We start from the raw sequence: 17,854 nt of genomic DNA, 5'->3' as shown, positions 1-17,854 counted from the left end.
CTAAGATTCAAAACGCCAATTGGTCAGGAGCGATATACGAGCTTGCCTCGAACAACGGTGTGTGTCACTTCCCAACTTTGATTGACTGCAATCAGGTTTGCAGGTGCTCCTACAGCAATGCGGCCGTGTGGCAAGCCCAGCAGTTCCGATTGGTTGCCTGAGGTAACTTGGGGCACATCCGCAGGCTCTAGTGCATGGATACTAAGGAGATTGTGAACTGCCCGATCCAATGTTAGTGTGCTTCCCGCCAGTGTCCCGTCTGGCAGCCTTACGGCACCGTCTCGGAGTTGAACCGTCCGATTGCCCCAAACATATTCCCCTTCCGGCATGTCTGCAGCGTGCACCGCATCTGTAATCAGCATAATGCGATGTAAGCCTTTAGCGCGGATGGCCGCAGTCAGCATCAACGGGTGTACGTGAATCAAATCTGCAATCAGTTCTGCCATAATCCGATTGTCGCCAAGGGATGTGCCAGCCAATCCCGGTTTACGGTGATGCGCACTGCTCATGGCGTTAAACAGATGGGTTGTGCTTTTTGCACCCCATTCAATTCCTTGGGCCGCCTCCTCCGCAGTTGCGTTGCAGTGGCCCATGGAAACAATCACGCCCTCGTTTGCAGCCCATCGAATCAGTGACTCTGCGTGTTCCATCTCAGGTGCGACCGTGACATACCGAATTGCGCCCCCGCACAGGGACTGCCAGTGTTTGAACAAGTCTGTATTCGGTAAGATAATATGCTCTTTCGGCTGTGCTCCTGGTTTCTCAGGATTGATAAATGGTCCTTCAAGGTGAAACCCCAGGACTTCTGCCCCGTTTCGAACGCGTCCTTTCTGATAGGCTGAGAACACCTTATCCAGTTCTGCTGCAGGACTTGTTACCGTGGTCAAAAGCAGTCCGGTTGTGCCATGTTTGGCATGGGTTGTGCACACCTGCTCAAACGCTTCTTCCGTGCCTTCCATCACTTCTGCTCCACCGCCGCCGTGAACGTGAACGTCAATGAAGCCAGGCAGAATCTCACCGTCGGTCTGAATCAGTGTCGCACCCGTAAAGTCTGTTTTGGCTAGGTCTCCTATTTGTTGAATCATGCCGTCTTCAACCTTAATCTGCACTTGTACTCCATTTATCGATCCGCTGATTATCGTGGTCTCCACGCTTCGATACCTCCCGCCCTCTGACGCCAATGCAAACCGCGCATTACAACTGCTTTGTTACCGAATACTTTGTTATTAAGAAAACCTGAAACGCCGTCACCCTCATCTCATCCTTTAAGCGAACCTGCTGTTGCACCTTCAATAAAGTACCTTTGCAAAAACAGGAACGCGACAATCAAAGGCGCTGCGGCAATCAGGACACCAGCTGCCAAGAGAGTCCATTCGCTGGCATAACTGCTGTAAAAGGCAAACAAACCCCTTGACAGCGGGAACAGATTGGGCGAGGCGAGGAATACCACTGGGCCAATGAGATCGTTCCAAATTTGAATGCTTGCATAAATACCCATCGTGGCAAAAGCTGGTTTTGCCAACGGTGCAATGACGGTCATAATGTAGCGGATGTAGTTGCACCCGTCAATCACTGCACTTTCATCCAACTCCTTCGGGATGGTCCGGAAATACCCGACAAACAAGAAGAAACCAAACACCATGGCATCTTCAATATGCAAAATCATGTAGCCGGGACGATTGTTATATAAATGCAGCCAGCGCGCCTCAATGAACAAGGGAATCAGCGCAACGGGAAAAAACAAGCCAGAGGTCAGCAGTGCGTGCAGTTGCTTTGACCACCTGATGTATTTCCTTGAAATCGGAAAGGCCAGAAATGCACTGAAAATAAGGGCAAGTACGGTTGGAACTAAAGTATAGACAATAGAGTTCATAAAGTACTCGCTCATCGACGCCTTTTGCCAAGCTTGAATAAAGTTGCCCCATTTCATGGGATGCGGCAGAGACATGGAATGAGTCAGAAACTGCTGCTGGCTCTGCAAGGAAATGTTCAGCACAAAGATTAGCGGTCCGAAGTAGAAGATAACCACCACCAGACCCACCACAATGAGCAGTCTCAGCCAGTGTTTCGACAGGTTCTCCTTTGCGAAACTCATGACATGGCCTCCTCTCTGCGGTTCAAGTATTTCTGCAGAACCAAGACCACAATGATTGTCAAAACAAACTGCAATACACCGATGCCCGCTCCAAGTCCAAGGTTGCCGGAACCTTCAAAGGCGGTGTTAAACATGTACATCCCTAAGGTGTTTGTGTTATGCACCCCGTCCGTCAGGACATAAATCAAGTCATAGGTTCGAAGCGATCCCGCTGCCGCAAGAATCACATTCACCGTCACGCTGGGCGCGATCATTGGAAAGGTCACCTTCCAAAAGTTCGTCCATCCCGATGCCCCGTCAATCTTCGCTGCTTCATGGAACTCGTGAGGTACCGTGTTGATGCCTGCGATGTACACAACGGTTGTAAAGCCAAGGTTCGCCCAAATTTGCACAAAGATAACCAGGGGCATAGCCCAGGTATTTGAACCAAAGAATGCTGACGACGTTCCGAACAGACTTAAAATGTATGCCACAGGTCCTCCTGACGGAGTCAAAATCAGCGACCACATCAGACCAATGACTGTCACACCCAGAACCGCGGGCATAAAGACAAGTGTTCGAAAGAAATTGACGGCTGGAAAGCGTTTTGTCAGTACGTTTGCCATCCATAGGCCAAAGAGATTCTGAAAAATTGTCACGCCGGCGGCAAATTCCAAAGTTGCAACCAGAGACTGCTTGAACCCCTGAAAGTTATTCACAAACAAATGAACGTAGTTTGCGAAGCCAACGAAATGCATTGGCACACCTGGAATGGCCGTATAGTCCGTAAACGAAATGACAAGCGTGGAAACCGACGGGATAATCCCGAAAAGCAGGAATACCAGCAGTCCAGGAATCATTGTCAGATAAATGAGTGACTTTTGTCGTCCACCGAATACGTTACTCACGAGGATTACTCCTTCATCTAGTCTGGAATATGACAACGGTTTCATTGACGGAGCCCTCTGCGAGGACTCCGTACCGTTTTAACTCGCTTGATAAATCATAGCTGCTTCAGACTATTTCAAAGCTTGGTCTTGAGACTTTTGATAGTTTTGAGCCAGCTTCGTTGGCGTCATACCGCCTTGAAGCATTTTTAGCTGTGCGGCCCAGAAGTTTTTCGACTGCAAGTAATAGGGACCGCTTGGAATCAGCCAGTCTGCGGTCTGTTTAATCAGTCTTCCTTTTCCAAACCACTGGCCCATGATGGTTGCTGTTTTGCTGTTAAAGGTACCGCTTTCGCTTGGCGAAATACCCGTCATGTCCACATACTGACTGTAGATCTTCTTTGAGGCGAAGAACGCCAGCCATTTTTTCGCAAGGGCCTTGTGCTTACCGTTGTTCAGAATTGTCCAGGTCAAATCGGCGTTTGCAACCGAATTGTTGTCTGAAGCAGTATTGCTTCCGGGAAGCGGGAAGTATCCTATTTTCATGTTCGGATTCGCCTTTTCAACGGATGCCAAATCCCAAGACCCGTCAAGCAACATGGCCGCTTTTCCAGCCGCAAATGCTCCAGGCATCTGCTGCCAGTTCTGACCCGCGTAATTCTTCTCCAGGTAATTGGATGCAATGTTTTTCTCTCTGTTGAACACCGTCTGCATCTTCGGGTCTGTCCACTTAATTTTGCCTGATGCCAGTGCTGTGCTGACACTGCCGCCGTTCAGGCTTGGCGCAAAGATGTCCTGCAGCAGCGGATACATCATGAACTCTGTATAGAAGGTGGCCCCGCCGGCAAGTCCTGTCCAAACCGGTGTAACATTGTGCGACTTCAGTGTCTTGGCCACACTAATAAACTGATTGTAGGTGGTCGGGACCTTCAAATTGTACTTCTTGAACATGGCTTTGTTGTAGAAAATCCCCGTCTGGTAGACACCTGTCACAAGGCCGTAATCCTTGCCTTTGTATGCCGCAGCATTCAAGTCATTCTGCTTGAAGTCGGATATCCAGGATTCATTGTTCAAGGGTACAAAGACGTTATGCACAGCCCATTCCTGTGTCTTTGACATGTTGTTGCTGTTCATTTTTTGCGGCATGGGATCAAACGGCTGAATCGCCATGATGTCTGCTGTGCCCGCCTGCACTGCCGTCTGCTGCAGTGTTTTATAACCAGATGTGTCATTGGCTGTGGTCTGAAGCTGGACTTTGACCCCGTATTTCTTCTGAAATTCTGCGTCAATCTTCTTCACTGCCGCTACGGCTGGAGGATTGACCCACATAATAATTTTCAGCGGGCCTTTGTCACTGCTGCTTTGTGCCTTTGCTTGTGATCCGTTGCCCGTGTTTGCAGCCTGGTTATTGGTCCCGCAGCCAGCGAGCACGGCACCAGACAAGGAAACCATGAATACAGGTGCCATTACTTTCATTAACTTTTTAGATTTCATGTACATCTTCCCCCCTTAGGAATCTAGGAAACGCAGGTTACAGCATGCGACGATTGCAGCAGAATTGCTTCACCCCCTTTAATGGCGTCCAGCCATCTGCCAGGACTTTTTCACGAGCAGGCTCGCACCAACAAGTCCTGAACGGTCTCCCAGCGACGCGGGCCTAATGTCAATTGACTTTGCTGCTCCCGGAGACGCGTATGCTCTGAAAAACTCACGCAGTGGATTGAATAAAACCGATCCCGCCAGGGAAACCCCGCCGCCGATGACAATGCGGGACGGATCGACGATTGTGCAATAGTTGGCTAGTGCGATACCCAGTGTTTTTGCCACATTTTTGTACACATCCAGCGCCGCTTGCTCCCCCGCCTCTGCTCGCTTCGTGATGATTTCCGGGACAGTTTCAGACTGAGACTCGGTCCGATTTCGATACTCTCTGACAATAGCCGGACCCGACACAAGGGTTTCGAGACAGCCTCTCTTCCCGCATGCACACAGTTGTCCATCCGGGTGAATGATGGTATGGCCAATCTCACCAGCCAAAGCGTGAACGCCTTCGTATATCTCGCCATTTAAAATCATTCCTGACCCAACACCGGTACCAATCACCACATACAGCAGGGATTCTGCACCTTTGCCTGCGCCGAATTCAAACTCTCCCAGGGCACCCGTTCTGGCATCACCCTGCACTACGCACGGGACATTGAAACGTTCCTCAAACCACTGCCTCAGTTTCACGTTTATCAGGGCGAGGTTGGCTGCCTTATAAACCACGCCTTCACTGGAACTGACGAACCCAGGAACACCAATTCCCACACCTTCCATCCGTCCGAGGCCAAGACGGTCCGCCTGTTCTTCCAAGCGATGAATCACACTTGACATGCTGGCCAGTATCTCGTCTCTCACATTGTTTTTGTCGTATGTCCTGAAACGAATCTCCGCCAACGGTTGCGCTGTCGTTGTAAAAATTCCGCCTTTAATCGTCGTACCGCCAACATCAAGGCCAATCACGTAAGACATTTTGATATCAGAACCCCTCGATAACCGTCAAAATACATTTCAGATCACTCCTTCGGGCGGCCATCAAGGTCTGCCTGTGTACGCTGACATCATTCGCCGCTCTCAGAGAACGCATTTTCCAGTCACCTCCTTTAAATTAGGGAAATTGTGAATACAACGTTGTCCCTTCCAACATAACGGGATGCTTAAACCCATACTTATCCATCACGCTAGTCAAGCTAGAGTACGCAATGCCTGCGTACCCAGCGCTAGAACTAAGTGACGAAACTCGCACCTCCAAATTGCTTTCAAAACCAGGAAGGAGTACACCATTCAGGCTCTTGACGATAGTCTCAAACATGGGTCTAACTCGTGCAATGACCTGACCGCCAAATACCACACTGTCCAGATTCAAGATATTGACCTGGTTTCCGACAACCATGCCCAAAGTGGCACCCGCACTTGTAAATACTGTGTTCGCCAAGGCGTCGCCAGCCTCAGCGCGTTCAAGCAGTTCTTCAATGTCACCCGCCTTGGCTTGAGTCTGATGGTTATATTCGCGAAGAAGTGATGACTCAGAGACCAAGGTCTCCAGGCACCCCTTTTTCCCGCAACTGCAAAGCTGTCCGTTCGGCTGAACTACGACGTGTCCAATCTCACCAGCCATTCCTTGCGATCCTTTGTACAACTCCCTGCCAATAATCAACCCCCCGCCAACACCAGTGCCGACGGCTATGTACATCATGTTTTGTGCTTTGCTGGCATTTTCAGAACCGTACAGAAACTCTCCATAGGCCGCAGCGTTTGTGTCATTCTCGACAATTACAGGAAGATGAAACTCCTGTTCGAGCAGTTCATTTAACTTCAGGTCATGCCAATTCAAGTTACTCGCTTCCACAATCTTGCCAGTGTCAGCGTTCATCAAACCAGGCGCGGCTACACCAAGGCTGATTACTTTGAAAGTGTTTTCATTGCACCACGTCAAAACTTCGGTAATGGACTTTACCATCTCGCGATACAAACTCTCTCCACTGGCCATTGTTTTTTCATAGGACCACTCGTGCACAAGCTCAAATGACAAATTGAGCACGCCTACCGCAATATTTGACCCAGCTAAGTCAACACAAAGGAAGTACCCTCCATCCGGATTGATTTCCAAGAGTCGCGGACGCCTTCCCCCAGTCGAAGTTGCATAGCCACATTCACGAATAAATCCGTTTCCCTGCAACTCACCTGTAATCATTGAAACCGTGCTGGCTGCAAGTCCGGTGCGTTCAGAGATCTCGACGCGAGACACAGGCCCCTGATGCTGAACTAGCCGGAATATGGAATTCGTGTTGATATCATGAAGAATGACATTGTTGGCAGCATCCATATTGGACTTCTCCTTCTTACTTCATTCGTCGAAAGAAGTTTATACATGGAGTATGCCTTAGAGCCCTCTAAATTGTCAATCATTTTTTAATATTGAGTTTTGGTTCATTTTTACTCTATCCAACTTAGGCTTTCAGACAACCACAGCCCCATCCGCAACAGTACACACCCGGTGGGGCCATGTATCAGATTCACAAACATCAAACCGTTCATTGGACCGCTAGATAGTTGAACTTATGGCGCAACCATCAGTTGGGGTTCTTTCAATGCCAACGGAATAAACCGAGACAGTATGAAGATTCCCACTATGACAGCAACTGAGAAAACCAGGATTGCCCCGTACATTCCGAGCCACTCTGCGACAAGTCCGAGACCCAGAACGGGTACACTTACCCCGAGATACGCTATTGCATAATAGCTTGATACAGCATCTGCCTTACTGGCTGCTGGAGCCATCTCTGTGACCATCCCCAAACTAGCCGAGGCGGCAGGGCCATGCCCAACTCCTGCTGCGGCTGTACTTAGCAACAACAGCCACACACTATGCGCGGGGATAGAGACAGCTACTCCCACAAGTCCGGTAGTCAGAAACACAAACCCTCTGAAGATCGCCCTTGCAAATGCCGTTTTTTTAAACAGGAGTTGTGTGATAGTCGAAGATCCCAGCATCAAAAACACAACTGCTCCTGAAACAGCCAGATTACGGATACCAACCAGGCTTGTTACAAATGTCGGAGCAACAACCATAAAAAACCCTGCAACGGCCCAAGCAAAAACACCTACAAATGTGGCAGTTAGAAAGGGAAATCGAATCGACGCTGGCACACGGGGTATGCGCAGACGAAATGTACGGGAGTGTTGCTGCAGAGTCTCTCTAGTCACCATGATGCCGATGATTGCCGGCACAAGAAGGGCTAAGTGCATGTAATACGGGATCCGCACGGGAAAAGGCGTGTATTCAGCCACGATTCCTGATATCAATGGGCCAGCAGCCGTGCCAAATGCGATAGCGACAGAGGCTGCAAATGAGGCCCCTTTACGGTGACCCGGGCGTAACTCTGCCAACATGGCGATGGCACTTCCGTTGAGAATGCCTACACAGAGACCTTGTATCGCACGTCCTAACAAAAGCATCCAGGTTTCATGAGCGATTGCAAAAATGAGCGTTCCAACCGCTGCTGTCACTACTCCGCTTAGCAGCATTTTCTTTCTGCCAAACCGGTCAGATAATTGTCCAAAAAGCAAACTGGATGGAACCAGAACAAAGGCGTAAGTCGCAAACAACAGGGTCACCATGCCACTTGAAAAATCCCACATTCTACTATAAATACTGTAAAGCGGTGCTGGCACATTAGTCCCCATCATGACAACACAGAGCGTGTATGTTACCGTCCAAAATGATAAAACGTTACGGTTGCGAAACTTCATGACAACACCTCCTTTTGTAATATTTTTTATTACAGTTAATGCAATAGTTATACACATGAACGGGCAGTCTTTACAGGCGCACTACGAACCAGCAGCCAAATATCTGTAAATGAAAACATTACAGTTATGTGTGTAAAAAATTTCATACTTTTTCTTGTATACGATTTAAAACATCCGCTATTGTATATTGATGAAAGTGTTCCTTTACCCCTTGCTCCACTGTTTCAAAAATCGACTCCATGCTTTCCTCAATGTGACTCCCTACTGGACACCGGGGATTCACCTCCGGCCACTTTGGCACGACCGAATCCTCTGTGAAGATAGCATACAGTTCGTCGAGATGAATGAATTTTGGGTCTTTGTTCAGGTAAAATCCGCCCTTTGCACCCTCCTTTGACTGAATATAACCACGCTTTCGAAGCTGAGCTAATACTTTGCGGACTCGCACCGGGTGTATGACAATGCTATTCGCGATGCTGTCGCTGGTCCTCAGTCGATTCGGCGTATGGGCCAAAAAAACCAAACTGTGAATGGCTATCGCAAATTCGCTGTGCATATCAACACCCCTTACTGAAATATATTCGATTACAGTTCCTTTGTCAAACCGAATTAGTTATCCTGTGAAACCTTGAAAGAGCACCAGATATTTTAAACACCTGTTAGTTTTTCATTGATACGTTGATGGAAATCATTGGACACGAGTTTCAGAATCGGGTGAACCAGACCATCATGAAACCGGAGAGAACGTCCAAGATGATTGTCAATAGATAACCCCCAGATTCAATCTAACTCGATGTCAATCAGGGTAGTAAAGTAACGCAAAGCGCTCGAGGCATATGCGTCTTTGCGGCGTATGAACATGGTGGGTATTGAAGCGTACCCATCCGGTAACGGATAATAATTGAAGCTCCCTTTCACGACCCACGAACTGACCATAGACTTCGGTAGAACCGCCACTCCAAACCCATTTTCTATACATCTGAGCACCGTATCAATCATGCCAAATTCTATCACTTTCATAGGTTTATGCCCCTCATCCCGCAGCCAGCGCTGCCATCTGGCTACATAGCGACAGCGGACAAATGCAGTCAGAAGAGGTTCGTGCAAAATACGTTCTAACTCGAACAATTGATTGGTCGCAGGCGTGACTAATACGAGTTGCTCTTCAAAGGCAAAGTGTTCAATGAGGTCGGAATGTTCGACAGGTCCGTCTACGAATGCGCCTTCGAGGGTATATTGTAGGACATTATCTACTAGTTTTTCCGTGGGTGCCGTAACCACGTTCAATTCTACTTGTGGATAGAGTCGATAATACTGCGCAAGGACTTTTGGCAAACGAACCGCTGCGGTTGAGTCCATAGTACCGATAGACAATGTCCCCCGAGGCATAGAGGTGTCCTCAACGACGTCCATCACCTCATTAAAGTCTTGAAGCAACTTATTGGCATACGGCAGCAGTTCTTGACCTGCCGGCGTCAAAGTCAACTTCTTGTGATGTCTATAAAATAGCGGCTTTCCCAATTCTTTCTCCAACTGCTGTATACGACTTGTCACATTCGACTGAGCATAGTTCAGGTGTTCCGCAGCCTTTGTGACACTTCCCATGTTTGCCACCGCCAAAAACATCTTAAAAGCATTGATGTCCATTGGGTTCTCCTCAAGCATCGCAAAATATGATTCATATTATCATTTTAATTAATTGTACATGATGCAATTACGGACGTACACTCTTCTTGTACGGTGCTGATCCTCACGGTCATAGCTCGTATTCATTGGCTACCTCGTACTCGAAGACACTGTGATTAGGAGTTGTATAAAATGATAGGGGTCTTTTTATATGCAATCGGCATCATGTACACTCCGGGTCCAGGCAATCTACTGGGACTCCAAGCAGGGTTACAGCATAAATTGAAGCAATCGGTATGGTATTTCCTTGGCGTAGGGAGTGCAATGTGTTTCTTCTTCCTATTGTTTGGATACACAGGGCAGGTAGTTGTGAAGAAGGTCTACTTGCCATACATTAGTTTACTCGGCGGGACGTATATTCTCTACCTCGCGGTAAAGATATTTAGGGCGCAGACTGATGTGAACGCTACCTCGAACGCCATGGTTCCTGACTTTAAACAAGGATTGCTTTTGACTCTACTGAACCCAAAAGCCATACTTGCGACTCTTCCGATTGCCGTCATTCAATTTCCGTCCTTAGGTGTGACTGGCATAGAAATTTTGTTCATGTCTCTGTGTTTGGCACTTTTGGCTGTCGGCGCCCCAACCCTGTATGCGTTGGTCGGGGAGTATCTGCATCGTTTAGTGATGAATCAACGAATCATGCAAATCTTCAACAAGGCAATGGCAGTGCTGCTTTTTTATGTGGGATTATCTATCTTATGGGAACACGTTTACCTTGTATTGAGAGGAATTAAGCACTACTAATTGATATCAAGTTTTAATTGACGGGTTCCTGTTTTCTGTATTGAGCAGGACGGATGGATTCGATGTTTCTCATTACTGCGAGAATTTTGGTGCGGGTCCAAGCAAAATTTTCCCCTGGCTTTTGGTGAGACTTTTGATAGGTCCCAATGATATTCCCAGCGTTTACAATAAAGTTCTTGGCAGCATTACAGCACCTTGGATCTTGGCATCAGAAGAGCTAACCGATTCCTTTCGCACCTTTCGTTATCCTCTGGATGGCCCATTTTTGAGGGTTGTGGAAGTCCGAGAGCAATAGAGTCACAGAATGCCCATTTCCACTCACTGACGGTTAATCCTCATGTGGGAACCGATTACGCAACAACGTCAAGACTTCCTGCAAGGCTTGTTCTGTGCGGCGAGTATTCTGGTTGATCTCTCTAATTGAAACTAAGAACCAGATAAAGAGGAGTAATCCCACAAAGCCAAATACGATTGTCAGCACGCCTTCACCACCTCCTGCATATTCCTCTTCTGCATCCTACACAAAGTTCAACACCCTAAAAATGTGTATATTCTCAATTTGGTCCGTAAACGAACACTCTATTTTGTGCGAACCGAAACAGGACTCTCAGATTTAAGACGTTTTATACAGAATCAATGCTGAGTAAATCTCCTCTGAAGACCCCACGCTCGACATTGTGTATTTAATGTCAATTAAGAAGTTGGAACTGAAGTCCTGAATGAAACGGTTGATACTTTCTTCCAAGTCATTGATACTCGTACTTCGAAAAATCTTCACCTGATTTGTAGTCGGTACTGATCCAAAACCCAACACATCCACCTCCTTTACCTGATGTCTTTGCTATCATACCATTTATTCCCGATTTAGTAGCATACGTGCCGTGACAGACTTGAAATGCATTATCGGACAAAATTATATGCATTGAGGACGCACTAGAGCGTTCTCACGCAAACGCAAAGATTGGGCGTCTATATAGTTGACAATGAACGCAAAATGTTATATTTGTTATATATGTTGTATAACACATGTACTTAGTGTGACAATAGTATTCGGGCAGGAGGGGTGCCAATGGACATCTGTCTGGACATAAACAGTGATGTTCCGATTTACTTGCAGATTCGCAATCAAATCATTTTAGGCATTGCACGCAACAGCTTGCGTCCTGATGAGTCCTTGCCGTCCACGCGGCAATTAGGAGCAGATTTTGGAATCAATTTTCACACTGTCAATAAGGCGTACGATCTTTTGGCCAAAGAAGGCGTCATTAAAATGAGTCGGAAGATGGGAGCCGTCGTATCGGTTGAACCGCGTCAACCAGATTTTCCCGACCGGTGGTTGGAGAACGCGGAGATTTGGCTGTCTGAGGCGCTCGTTAAAGGTATGAGTCCACAGGAGGTCGTCGCGCAGTGTAAAGCCATAGTGGAGCGAGTGAGAAATACTCACTTGTCCGAGTCGGAGGAGTGAAAATATCATGGTCTCAATCATTTCGTTAGAGATTCTATTCAGTGCAGTCCTCATTGATTTAGCATCTATTTTGGTACCTATGATGACGCCTGAAACGACGCAGTTTAGTGTCCGGATCCCGCCTGTACACACGAAGTCACCTGTCATTGCGAAGGCCAAAAGGCTGTACTATGTTCTCTGGGTCGTTATCCTGGCACTGACATTGGCTGGCGGAAGTATTATAACCTTCGCGGCCCCTGGTCTGGCAGAGCGCCCGGCAGCACCTATCATCTTTATATTGAGTGTCTTGGTGCTGAACGCAGCCAATTTCTACATTGCCAGAGGGCGTCTACTATCGGTGAAAACTGCAGAATCTTGGTATCAGGGACTTCAGCAGACCGTTGCGGCCGACACGCGGGCCCACCTCAAACAACATACTGTCTCACTGGTCTGGTCACTTCCCGGGCTGATTGGGATAGTGGCCGGTATTGGCATTGGATCCATTCGATATGCTTCCCTGCCAACGCATTTCGCCATTCACTTTGCTTCCAACGGCGTCGCCAACGGATATGCACATAAGTCTGTTTGGAGCGTATTTGGTATGCTCGGAATTGAACTTTTCATGTGGCTGGTTTTCTTCCTAACGCACGCAAACATTAACCGACTCCCAATGCGGTTAGACCCTGCGAGCCTAGACGCTTCTCGCGGACGTTATCGGACACTGCGTCAAGCAATTATGAAATCTCTTTGGGTGATGTTAAGCATGACAAATGTCGGCCTAACAGTGGGTCTGCTTCCCATCTGGGGAATTGGAAGAAATCATGTAGTTGCGTTAACCGCAATCTCGTTCCTGATGACGTTTGCGGGCACGGTGATTTGTATCGCCTGGATTTTTCGGGCAGCCCAAACTGGACGAAAAGTCTCACCGGAGGCACTTCACTCTACAAGAGTACAAATCGATGACGACAAGTACTGGAAAGGCGGAGTGTTCTACTTCAACCCTTCTGACCCATCGTTATTTGTACCAAAGCGATTTGGAATTGGTTTCACAGTGAATTTTGGACGACCAAGTGTATTCATCACGATTGTAATTATCATCGCCGCCCTACTATTACTGGGTATTATCACTGGAAAAACGCTCTTTTAGAGAACACAAACAGTACATGCCCTGATGGTAACGGGCATGTACTGTTTTGAGCTTTAAACAAGCTTCAGGCTGAAATTATCTTGTTCTTTGGAAGGAGCAATTTCTTGAAAACAAGCCGTTCCAAGGTTCCCCAAGCTCCAGAAGTAATATAGTAAAGTGCAACCGCTACGGGTGCCCCCCATAAAACAACCATCATAACTGAAGAGCTGACAATCCCGCTGAGTATTTGTGCACCGCCCACGTGTGACTGGCTGTATGTGACGAATGTACCAACAACCATTAGAATACCGGCTGCGATGGGGACAATATGAAACGGATCGGCAGCGGTCAAGTACGGAACCCAGGGTACCAGAATGGTTGCTGCTGGGTGGTTCAAGTGCCTAAATAGTCTATACAGCAGGAAGAACACCGGCGATTGCAGAACTAACAGACTCACAGATGCCAGCGGCTTTACACCTTTTTCCCTCATGAGCTTCTGTTGTGCCTGCATCAATTCCGATTTCGATGAAGTCCATGATTTCTGCAACTGCGCGAGTTCCGGCGCTAGGGATGCCTGCGCGATGCTGCTTCTGGCGACTTTAAAAGAGAGTGGCAGTAACAGCAGTCGTATCCCAATCGTAAACATAACGATTGCAAGACCCCAATCATGAGTAAATCCATCCAAATTGGATAAGAGTGCGTGAAAGAACTGATTGATAATACTATACATCAGACATGTCCTCCTTTTGTTTGCTTCAAATCTTAACGCTATGAAAGCAGAACAAAGGAAGGCGCCTTATCATCATCTACTTGTAACAACTTACGACGCACAGTGCGGATAATAAGGAGAATCGGCTGCACCATTAATCCGGAATTGGCCGGGCGCCGAAGACGGAGTACACTCACCACGCGATGGCGCGAAGAAGAAAACGGAGAGTTTACATGATTGTGCCATACATACAAGGCGAGACCGACAAAGACAGATAACAGAGGGAGCAAGTAAAACCACTGCAAATCTATCATGTCGAATCTGCCCTCCCCAACTGTCAAAGTCTAGCTTGTATTATACATTTCAAATAACGAGTTGAGCAATAGACTTGTCACACTAGTTGACAAGTCCTACATTTTCAATGTTGCGGATGGACATGTACGCTATAACTGCACCGAGGAGCGCCAAGGCTATGGGTACCGCAATGATAGAATACAAGGTTTTGCCGTCGATGTTCTGGCAGACAAGGGCCGCTACGATAACTGATGAAGTGATGGTTGTCGCCACTGAGTGTTTGCGCATGCCAAAGTACAACGGTATTAGACTCAAAAAACTGGTTGCTAACGCGTTCATGAAAACCACTAGTAAGAACCGTTCTGTGACGGGCCAGGTCAGAAGACCCGGAATCACACCTTCCATGTGGTTCAACACTGCAAATCCAGCACCTATCAACAGACAGCTTATAATATTCGCAATAAAGGTGAACAAGAGTACAAACAGCAACTTTGCTGCCATCATCTTTTTACGGTTTATAGGATACGTGAACATGAGTGCCATGGTCTTATTCTGGAACTCGCCAATGATAAGCCGTGAGAGGATGACGGCCGCAAAAACGATGTACATCCCACGAACAAGGGTGTCAATGATAGAAAATGTCATAGGATAGCTTGACAAGGGCAACGATGCTCTCATCTGCGCATTCATAGTCAAGCAACTTACTAAGATGAAAATCAAGATGGTTCCAATCACCGCTGAGCGAACGTAGGGTTTGAGGCCAAACTTGCGCAGTTCAAGTCTCATAAGCTTAAGCATTGATACCACCCCCATTCAGGATAGACAAGAAGTAGTCTTCTAATGACCCCCGCTTTTTATGAACCGATTGAATGGGTACACCATGCGTTATCAGTACCTTCATGAGTTCGTTTTGCGGTGTACTGAGGTCATAAATGCGCAATTGACCTTCGTCCATCACGCGTATGTTTGATAAGCTCAAATAGTTATCAAGCACATAGACAGCCTTATTCATCTCTTCCGTTGTAATTTCTATATAGTCGGTTGTCTGGTTTGTGACTTGATCCATTGAAACCTCCTGAACTAGCTCTCCGTTTTTCATGACAGATATGGTGTCGGCTATGAGTTCAATTTCTCCAAGGATATGGCTTGAGACGAGAATCGTAGTCCGATACTCTTTAGACAGCATCTTCAGCAAGTCGCGGAGGTCTTTGATACCTAACGGATCGAGACCATTCATGGGTTCGTCTAACAGTAGTAACTCTGGTTTGGTCAGAATTGCGCGAGCGATTCCAAGTCGTTGCCTCATCCCGAGTGAAAACTCCTTGACCGCCTTTTCCTCGACTCCATGCAATTTCACAAGCTCAAGCACTTCCGAAATGGATTGCTTGTCATGGTATCCCATGTATTCGCAGTGCAAATCCAAGTTTTCGCGAGCGGTCAGCTTCTCGTAGAAGATAGGGTACTCTATGATGGTGCCCATCCTTCCCAACAGGCGGTATGACGCGTCAGTCAGTAACTGCCCAAAGACTTCAATTTCGCCTGCTGTCGGCTCTACCAGATGAGTCAACATTTTCATGACTGTGGTTTTCCCAGCTCCATTTGGACCTAGTAATCCGTAGATTTCTCCTTTTCGGACATTTAAGTTCACATTAGAAACAACCTCTTTACCGCTGTAGGTCAGGGTTAGTTGTCTGGTTCTTACGGCATAGTCCATGTTCCTTCCCTCCTTTTTACTTTCAAATTGTATTCTACAGAGCAAACTTATCTTTTTTCTTATCCAATTCATAAAAATTTCTTACTTTGCAAAAGGTACCCGATGCAGTTGAACGGTGAACACTGTTTTTTCATATGGCTTACTGTCGATGCGGATGGTTCCTCCTTGGGCTTCTACCAGGCGCTTCGTGATGGTCAACCCTAGTCCACTGCCCTGATACGATTTGTTACGAGAGTCCTCCAGTGTATACATTCGCTCAAACACACGCTCTTGATGTCGCTCATCAATCCCTTTCCCCCTGTCCCACACCTCTAGAAACAAGAATTCCTTGTCACTTCGCAGCGTGAACCCGACGACTCGTCCGTCAGCACCGTGTTGAATTGCATTTGCAATCAGGTTTGTTAAAATGCGATGCATTGCTTCTTCGTTCCCCCACGCAAATAAAGGCGTGTCCGGGATTTCAATGGTGACGCAAAATCCTTGATTTGTAAGCGTGTCATAGAAGTTCAGCAGGTTTCTTTCGCAAATGTCATTCATGTGAATCAACGAAAGTGGAATTGCTTGGTCCCCGGATTCAATTCTGGCCAAATCAAAAAACTGACGGAGGAGACTCAGTACTTCCTTTGCTTTTGCGTATACTTTAGACGACAGAGCCTTTCTTTCTTCCTCGTCCATATCCTTATCCAAATGAATCGTCTCGAGATAACCAAGCACTACTGTAAGAGGAGTTTTTAAGTCGTGGGATATATTAGCTACCATCTTTCTCATAGACTGTTCCGTTTTTGCGAAATTTGCTGCGTCTTGCCGCTGGCGATGCAGCAAATGATTGATGTCCACTAAAATCGGTACTAATGCGGTATCTGACGTAAAAACGAGGAGTTGGTCTTCGGTATCACCCGAAATGATTTCATTTAATCGGTCATGAATTTGTCCGAGCGTTGCACTTCTTGCCCGATATGCAGAGTATTGGATGCCCACGACGACAGACAAAGCGATTACCAGTAAAGTCAGCACGATAAGCATGATGTTATCCTTCCCAACGATATCCAATTCCCCACAGAGTTTTGATGTAGCGAGGAGTAGATGGTTGGTCTTCAATTTTTTCCCGCAAACGACGAATATGTACATTAATAACGTTCTCGTCGTTATAATAGTCCTCTTTCCACACCAGCCCATAAAGCTGTGCCTTTGTAAAAACACGGTTGGGGTGCTCGGCAAAAAGACGCAAAATCTCGAATTCTTTTGCCGTAAGCTTTAGGTCTGCGCCATCTTTCCATGCCGTAAAATTAGTCAGGTCAATGCTCAATCTATCGAACTTCAAGAGACTGCCCGAAGTTGACAGCCCATCTGAAGCTATGGAGGTGCTGTCACTGGAGTACGTCGTGGCGCGGCGAATGGCAGCTTTTATTCGGGCCGATATTTCGATGAGTGAGAAAGGTTTCACAATATAGTCATCGGCACCAAATCCTAGTCCCGTCACCTTGTCCATGTCACTATCCTTCGCCGACATAATAATGATGGGCACGGAACTTGTTTCTCGGATTCGCTTAATTACCTCGATGCCGTCCAACTTCGGCATCATCACATCGACAACTACCACGTCAAACTGTTGACGTTGAAACTGATTGATTCCATCCAAACCGTCCAATGCGGTGACGATAGTATATCCTTCTTTCAGCAAGTAGTTCTGCACCATCTCGACAATCTGGATATCGTCCTCTATAAGTAATAGTGTGTTCGACATGATACTTTCCTCCACTGCTGAATTAAGTATAATGTGAGTCTATCAGAACAAAACGTCTCCAGTCGATTCCATTCCCCTCATTTGCACTGAAGAGTGTATCCAATTAGACGTTATCATCCACCTGAGATTGCAAT

The 17,854-nt window shown here is 47.1% G+C and carries 20 protein-coding genes; 3 read left to right on the top strand and 17 right to left on the bottom strand.

Translation table 11 applies throughout. From position 1 onward, the window contains the following. Positions 1 to 23 precede the first annotated feature (23 nt). The 9 genes from nagA to GI364_RS01600 form a co-directional block, all read right to left on the bottom strand. The gene (gene nagA / locus GI364_RS01640) at positions 24 to 1,151 is read right to left on the bottom strand and encodes an N-acetylglucosamine-6-phosphate deacetylase (RefSeq protein ID WP_198852002.1); all 1,128 of its coding nucleotides are present in this window, start codon (positions 1,149 to 1,151) and stop codon (positions 24 to 26) included. A 107-nt stretch (positions 1,152 to 1,258) separates the two neighbouring features. After that, positions 1,259 to 2,095 (bottom strand): carbohydrate ABC transporter permease, encoded by an 837-nt coding sequence (locus GI364_RS01635; RefSeq protein WP_198852001.1) that lies wholly within the window; start codon positions 2,093 to 2,095, stop codon positions 1,259 to 1,261. Next, positions 2,092 to 2,982, bottom strand: a complete 891-nt coding sequence (locus tag GI364_RS01630) for a carbohydrate ABC transporter permease (protein WP_198852000.1) — start codon at positions 2,980 to 2,982, stop codon at positions 2,092 to 2,094. The genes GI364_RS01635 and GI364_RS01630 overlap by 4 nt, the downstream gene beginning before the upstream one ends. 111 nt (positions 2,983 to 3,093) lie before the next feature. Beyond that, positions 3,094 to 4,455, bottom strand: coding sequence for an ABC transporter substrate-binding protein (locus GI364_RS01625; RefSeq protein ID WP_198851999.1), 1,362 nt, complete (start codon positions 4,453 to 4,455; stop codon positions 3,094 to 3,096). Positions 4,456 to 4,533: 78 nt separating this feature from the next. Beyond that, a complete protein-coding gene (locus GI364_RS01620) occupies positions 4,534 to 5,475 on the bottom strand; it encodes an ROK family protein (RefSeq protein WP_198851998.1) in 942 nt (313 codons plus the stop codon). A 136-nt stretch (positions 5,476 to 5,611) separates the two neighbouring features. After that, complete coding sequence (locus tag GI364_RS01615; RefSeq protein WP_198851997.1) at positions 5,612 to 6,829, bottom strand: ROK family transcriptional regulator; 1,218 nt, start codon at positions 6,827 to 6,829, stop codon at positions 5,612 to 5,614. A gap of 233 nt (positions 6,830 to 7,062) precedes the next feature. Next, entirely contained in the window at positions 7,063 to 8,256 is a 1,194-nt protein-coding gene (locus tag GI364_RS01610; RefSeq protein ID WP_198851996.1) for an MFS transporter, read from the bottom strand. Positions 8,257 to 8,398: 142 nt separating this feature from the next. Then, entirely contained in the window at positions 8,399 to 8,812 is a 414-nt protein-coding gene (locus GI364_RS01605; protein ID WP_198851995.1) for an RrF2 family transcriptional regulator, read from the bottom strand. A 224-nt stretch (positions 8,813 to 9,036) separates the two neighbouring features. Continuing rightward, on the bottom strand, positions 9,037 to 9,903 hold the full coding sequence (locus GI364_RS01600) for a LysR family transcriptional regulator (protein WP_198851994.1): 867 nt from the start codon (positions 9,901 to 9,903) through the stop codon (positions 9,037 to 9,039). 171 nt (positions 9,904 to 10,074) lie between these two features. Between GI364_RS01600 and GI364_RS01595 the strand changes: the two genes are divergently transcribed. Continuing rightward, a complete protein-coding gene (locus tag GI364_RS01595) occupies positions 10,075 to 10,689 on the top strand; it encodes a LysE family translocator (RefSeq protein WP_198851993.1) in 615 nt (204 codons plus the stop codon). 328 nt (positions 10,690 to 11,017) lie between these two features. Here GI364_RS01595 and GI364_RS01590 read toward each other — a convergent pair whose 3' ends face one another. Together GI364_RS01590 and GI364_RS01585 are read right to left on the bottom strand one after the other, a co-directional pair. After that, the gene (locus tag GI364_RS01590) at positions 11,018 to 11,170 is read right to left on the bottom strand and encodes a hypothetical protein (RefSeq protein WP_198851992.1); all 153 of its coding nucleotides are present in this window, start codon (positions 11,168 to 11,170) and stop codon (positions 11,018 to 11,020) included. A 132-nt stretch (positions 11,171 to 11,302) separates the two neighbouring features. Beyond that, positions 11,303 to 11,500: a sporulation protein Cse60 gene (locus tag GI364_RS01585; protein WP_233095970.1), complete on the bottom strand. Its 198-nt coding sequence runs from the start codon at positions 11,498 to 11,500 to the stop codon at positions 11,303 to 11,305. A 258-nt stretch (positions 11,501 to 11,758) separates the two neighbouring features. On the opposite strand from GI364_RS01585, the gene GI364_RS01580 reads away from it, so the two are divergent. Then, positions 11,759 to 12,154 (top strand): GntR family transcriptional regulator, encoded by a 396-nt coding sequence (locus GI364_RS01580; protein WP_198851991.1) that lies wholly within the window; start codon positions 11,759 to 11,761, stop codon positions 12,152 to 12,154. 7 nt (positions 12,155 to 12,161) lie between these two features. Beyond that, positions 12,162 to 13,280 carry a DUF1648 domain-containing protein gene (locus GI364_RS01575; protein WP_198851990.1) on the top strand — a complete coding sequence of 373 codons (1,119 nt, stop codon included), beginning with the start codon at positions 12,162 to 12,164 and terminating at the stop codon, positions 13,278 to 13,280. Positions 13,281 to 13,344: 64 nt separating this feature from the next. Here the strand turns inward: GI364_RS01575 and GI364_RS01570 are convergent, their stop codons facing one another. From GI364_RS01570 to GI364_RS01545, 6 genes are all read right to left on the bottom strand, one after another. Further along, on the bottom strand, positions 13,345 to 13,989 hold the full coding sequence (locus GI364_RS01570) for a YidC/Oxa1 family membrane protein insertase (protein WP_198851989.1): 645 nt from the start codon (positions 13,987 to 13,989) through the stop codon (positions 13,345 to 13,347). A 38-nt stretch (positions 13,990 to 14,027) separates the two neighbouring features. Further along, positions 14,028 to 14,282, bottom strand: a complete 255-nt coding sequence (locus tag GI364_RS01565; protein ID WP_198851988.1) for a hypothetical protein — start codon at positions 14,280 to 14,282, stop codon at positions 14,028 to 14,030. Positions 14,283 to 14,364: 82 nt separating this feature from the next. Continuing rightward, positions 14,365 to 15,060, bottom strand: a complete 696-nt coding sequence (locus GI364_RS01560) for an ABC transporter permease (protein WP_233095969.1) — start codon at positions 15,058 to 15,060, stop codon at positions 14,365 to 14,367. Next, a complete protein-coding gene (locus GI364_RS01555; RefSeq protein WP_198851987.1) occupies positions 15,053 to 15,976 on the bottom strand; it encodes an ATP-binding cassette domain-containing protein in 924 nt (307 codons plus the stop codon). Before GI364_RS01555 ends, GI364_RS01560 begins: the two co-directional genes overlap by 8 nt. Before the next feature lie 81 nt (positions 15,977 to 16,057). Beyond that, on the bottom strand, positions 16,058 to 16,999 hold the full coding sequence (locus GI364_RS01550) for a sensor histidine kinase (protein WP_198851986.1): 942 nt from the start codon (positions 16,997 to 16,999) through the stop codon (positions 16,058 to 16,060). Positions 17,000 to 17,003: 4 nt separating this feature from the next. Next, positions 17,004 to 17,720, bottom strand: a complete 717-nt coding sequence (locus GI364_RS01545) for a response regulator transcription factor (RefSeq protein ID WP_198851985.1) — start codon at positions 17,718 to 17,720, stop codon at positions 17,004 to 17,006. Between the last annotated feature and the right edge of the window lie 134 nt (positions 17,721 to 17,854).

Origin of the sequence: Alicyclobacillus sp. SO9 (assembly GCF_016406125.1) — a bacterium.
Taxonomy (GTDB): domain Bacteria; phylum Bacillota; class Bacilli; order Alicyclobacillales; family Alicyclobacillaceae; genus SO9.
This window is presented reverse-complemented; position numbering and strand designations above follow the sequence as displayed.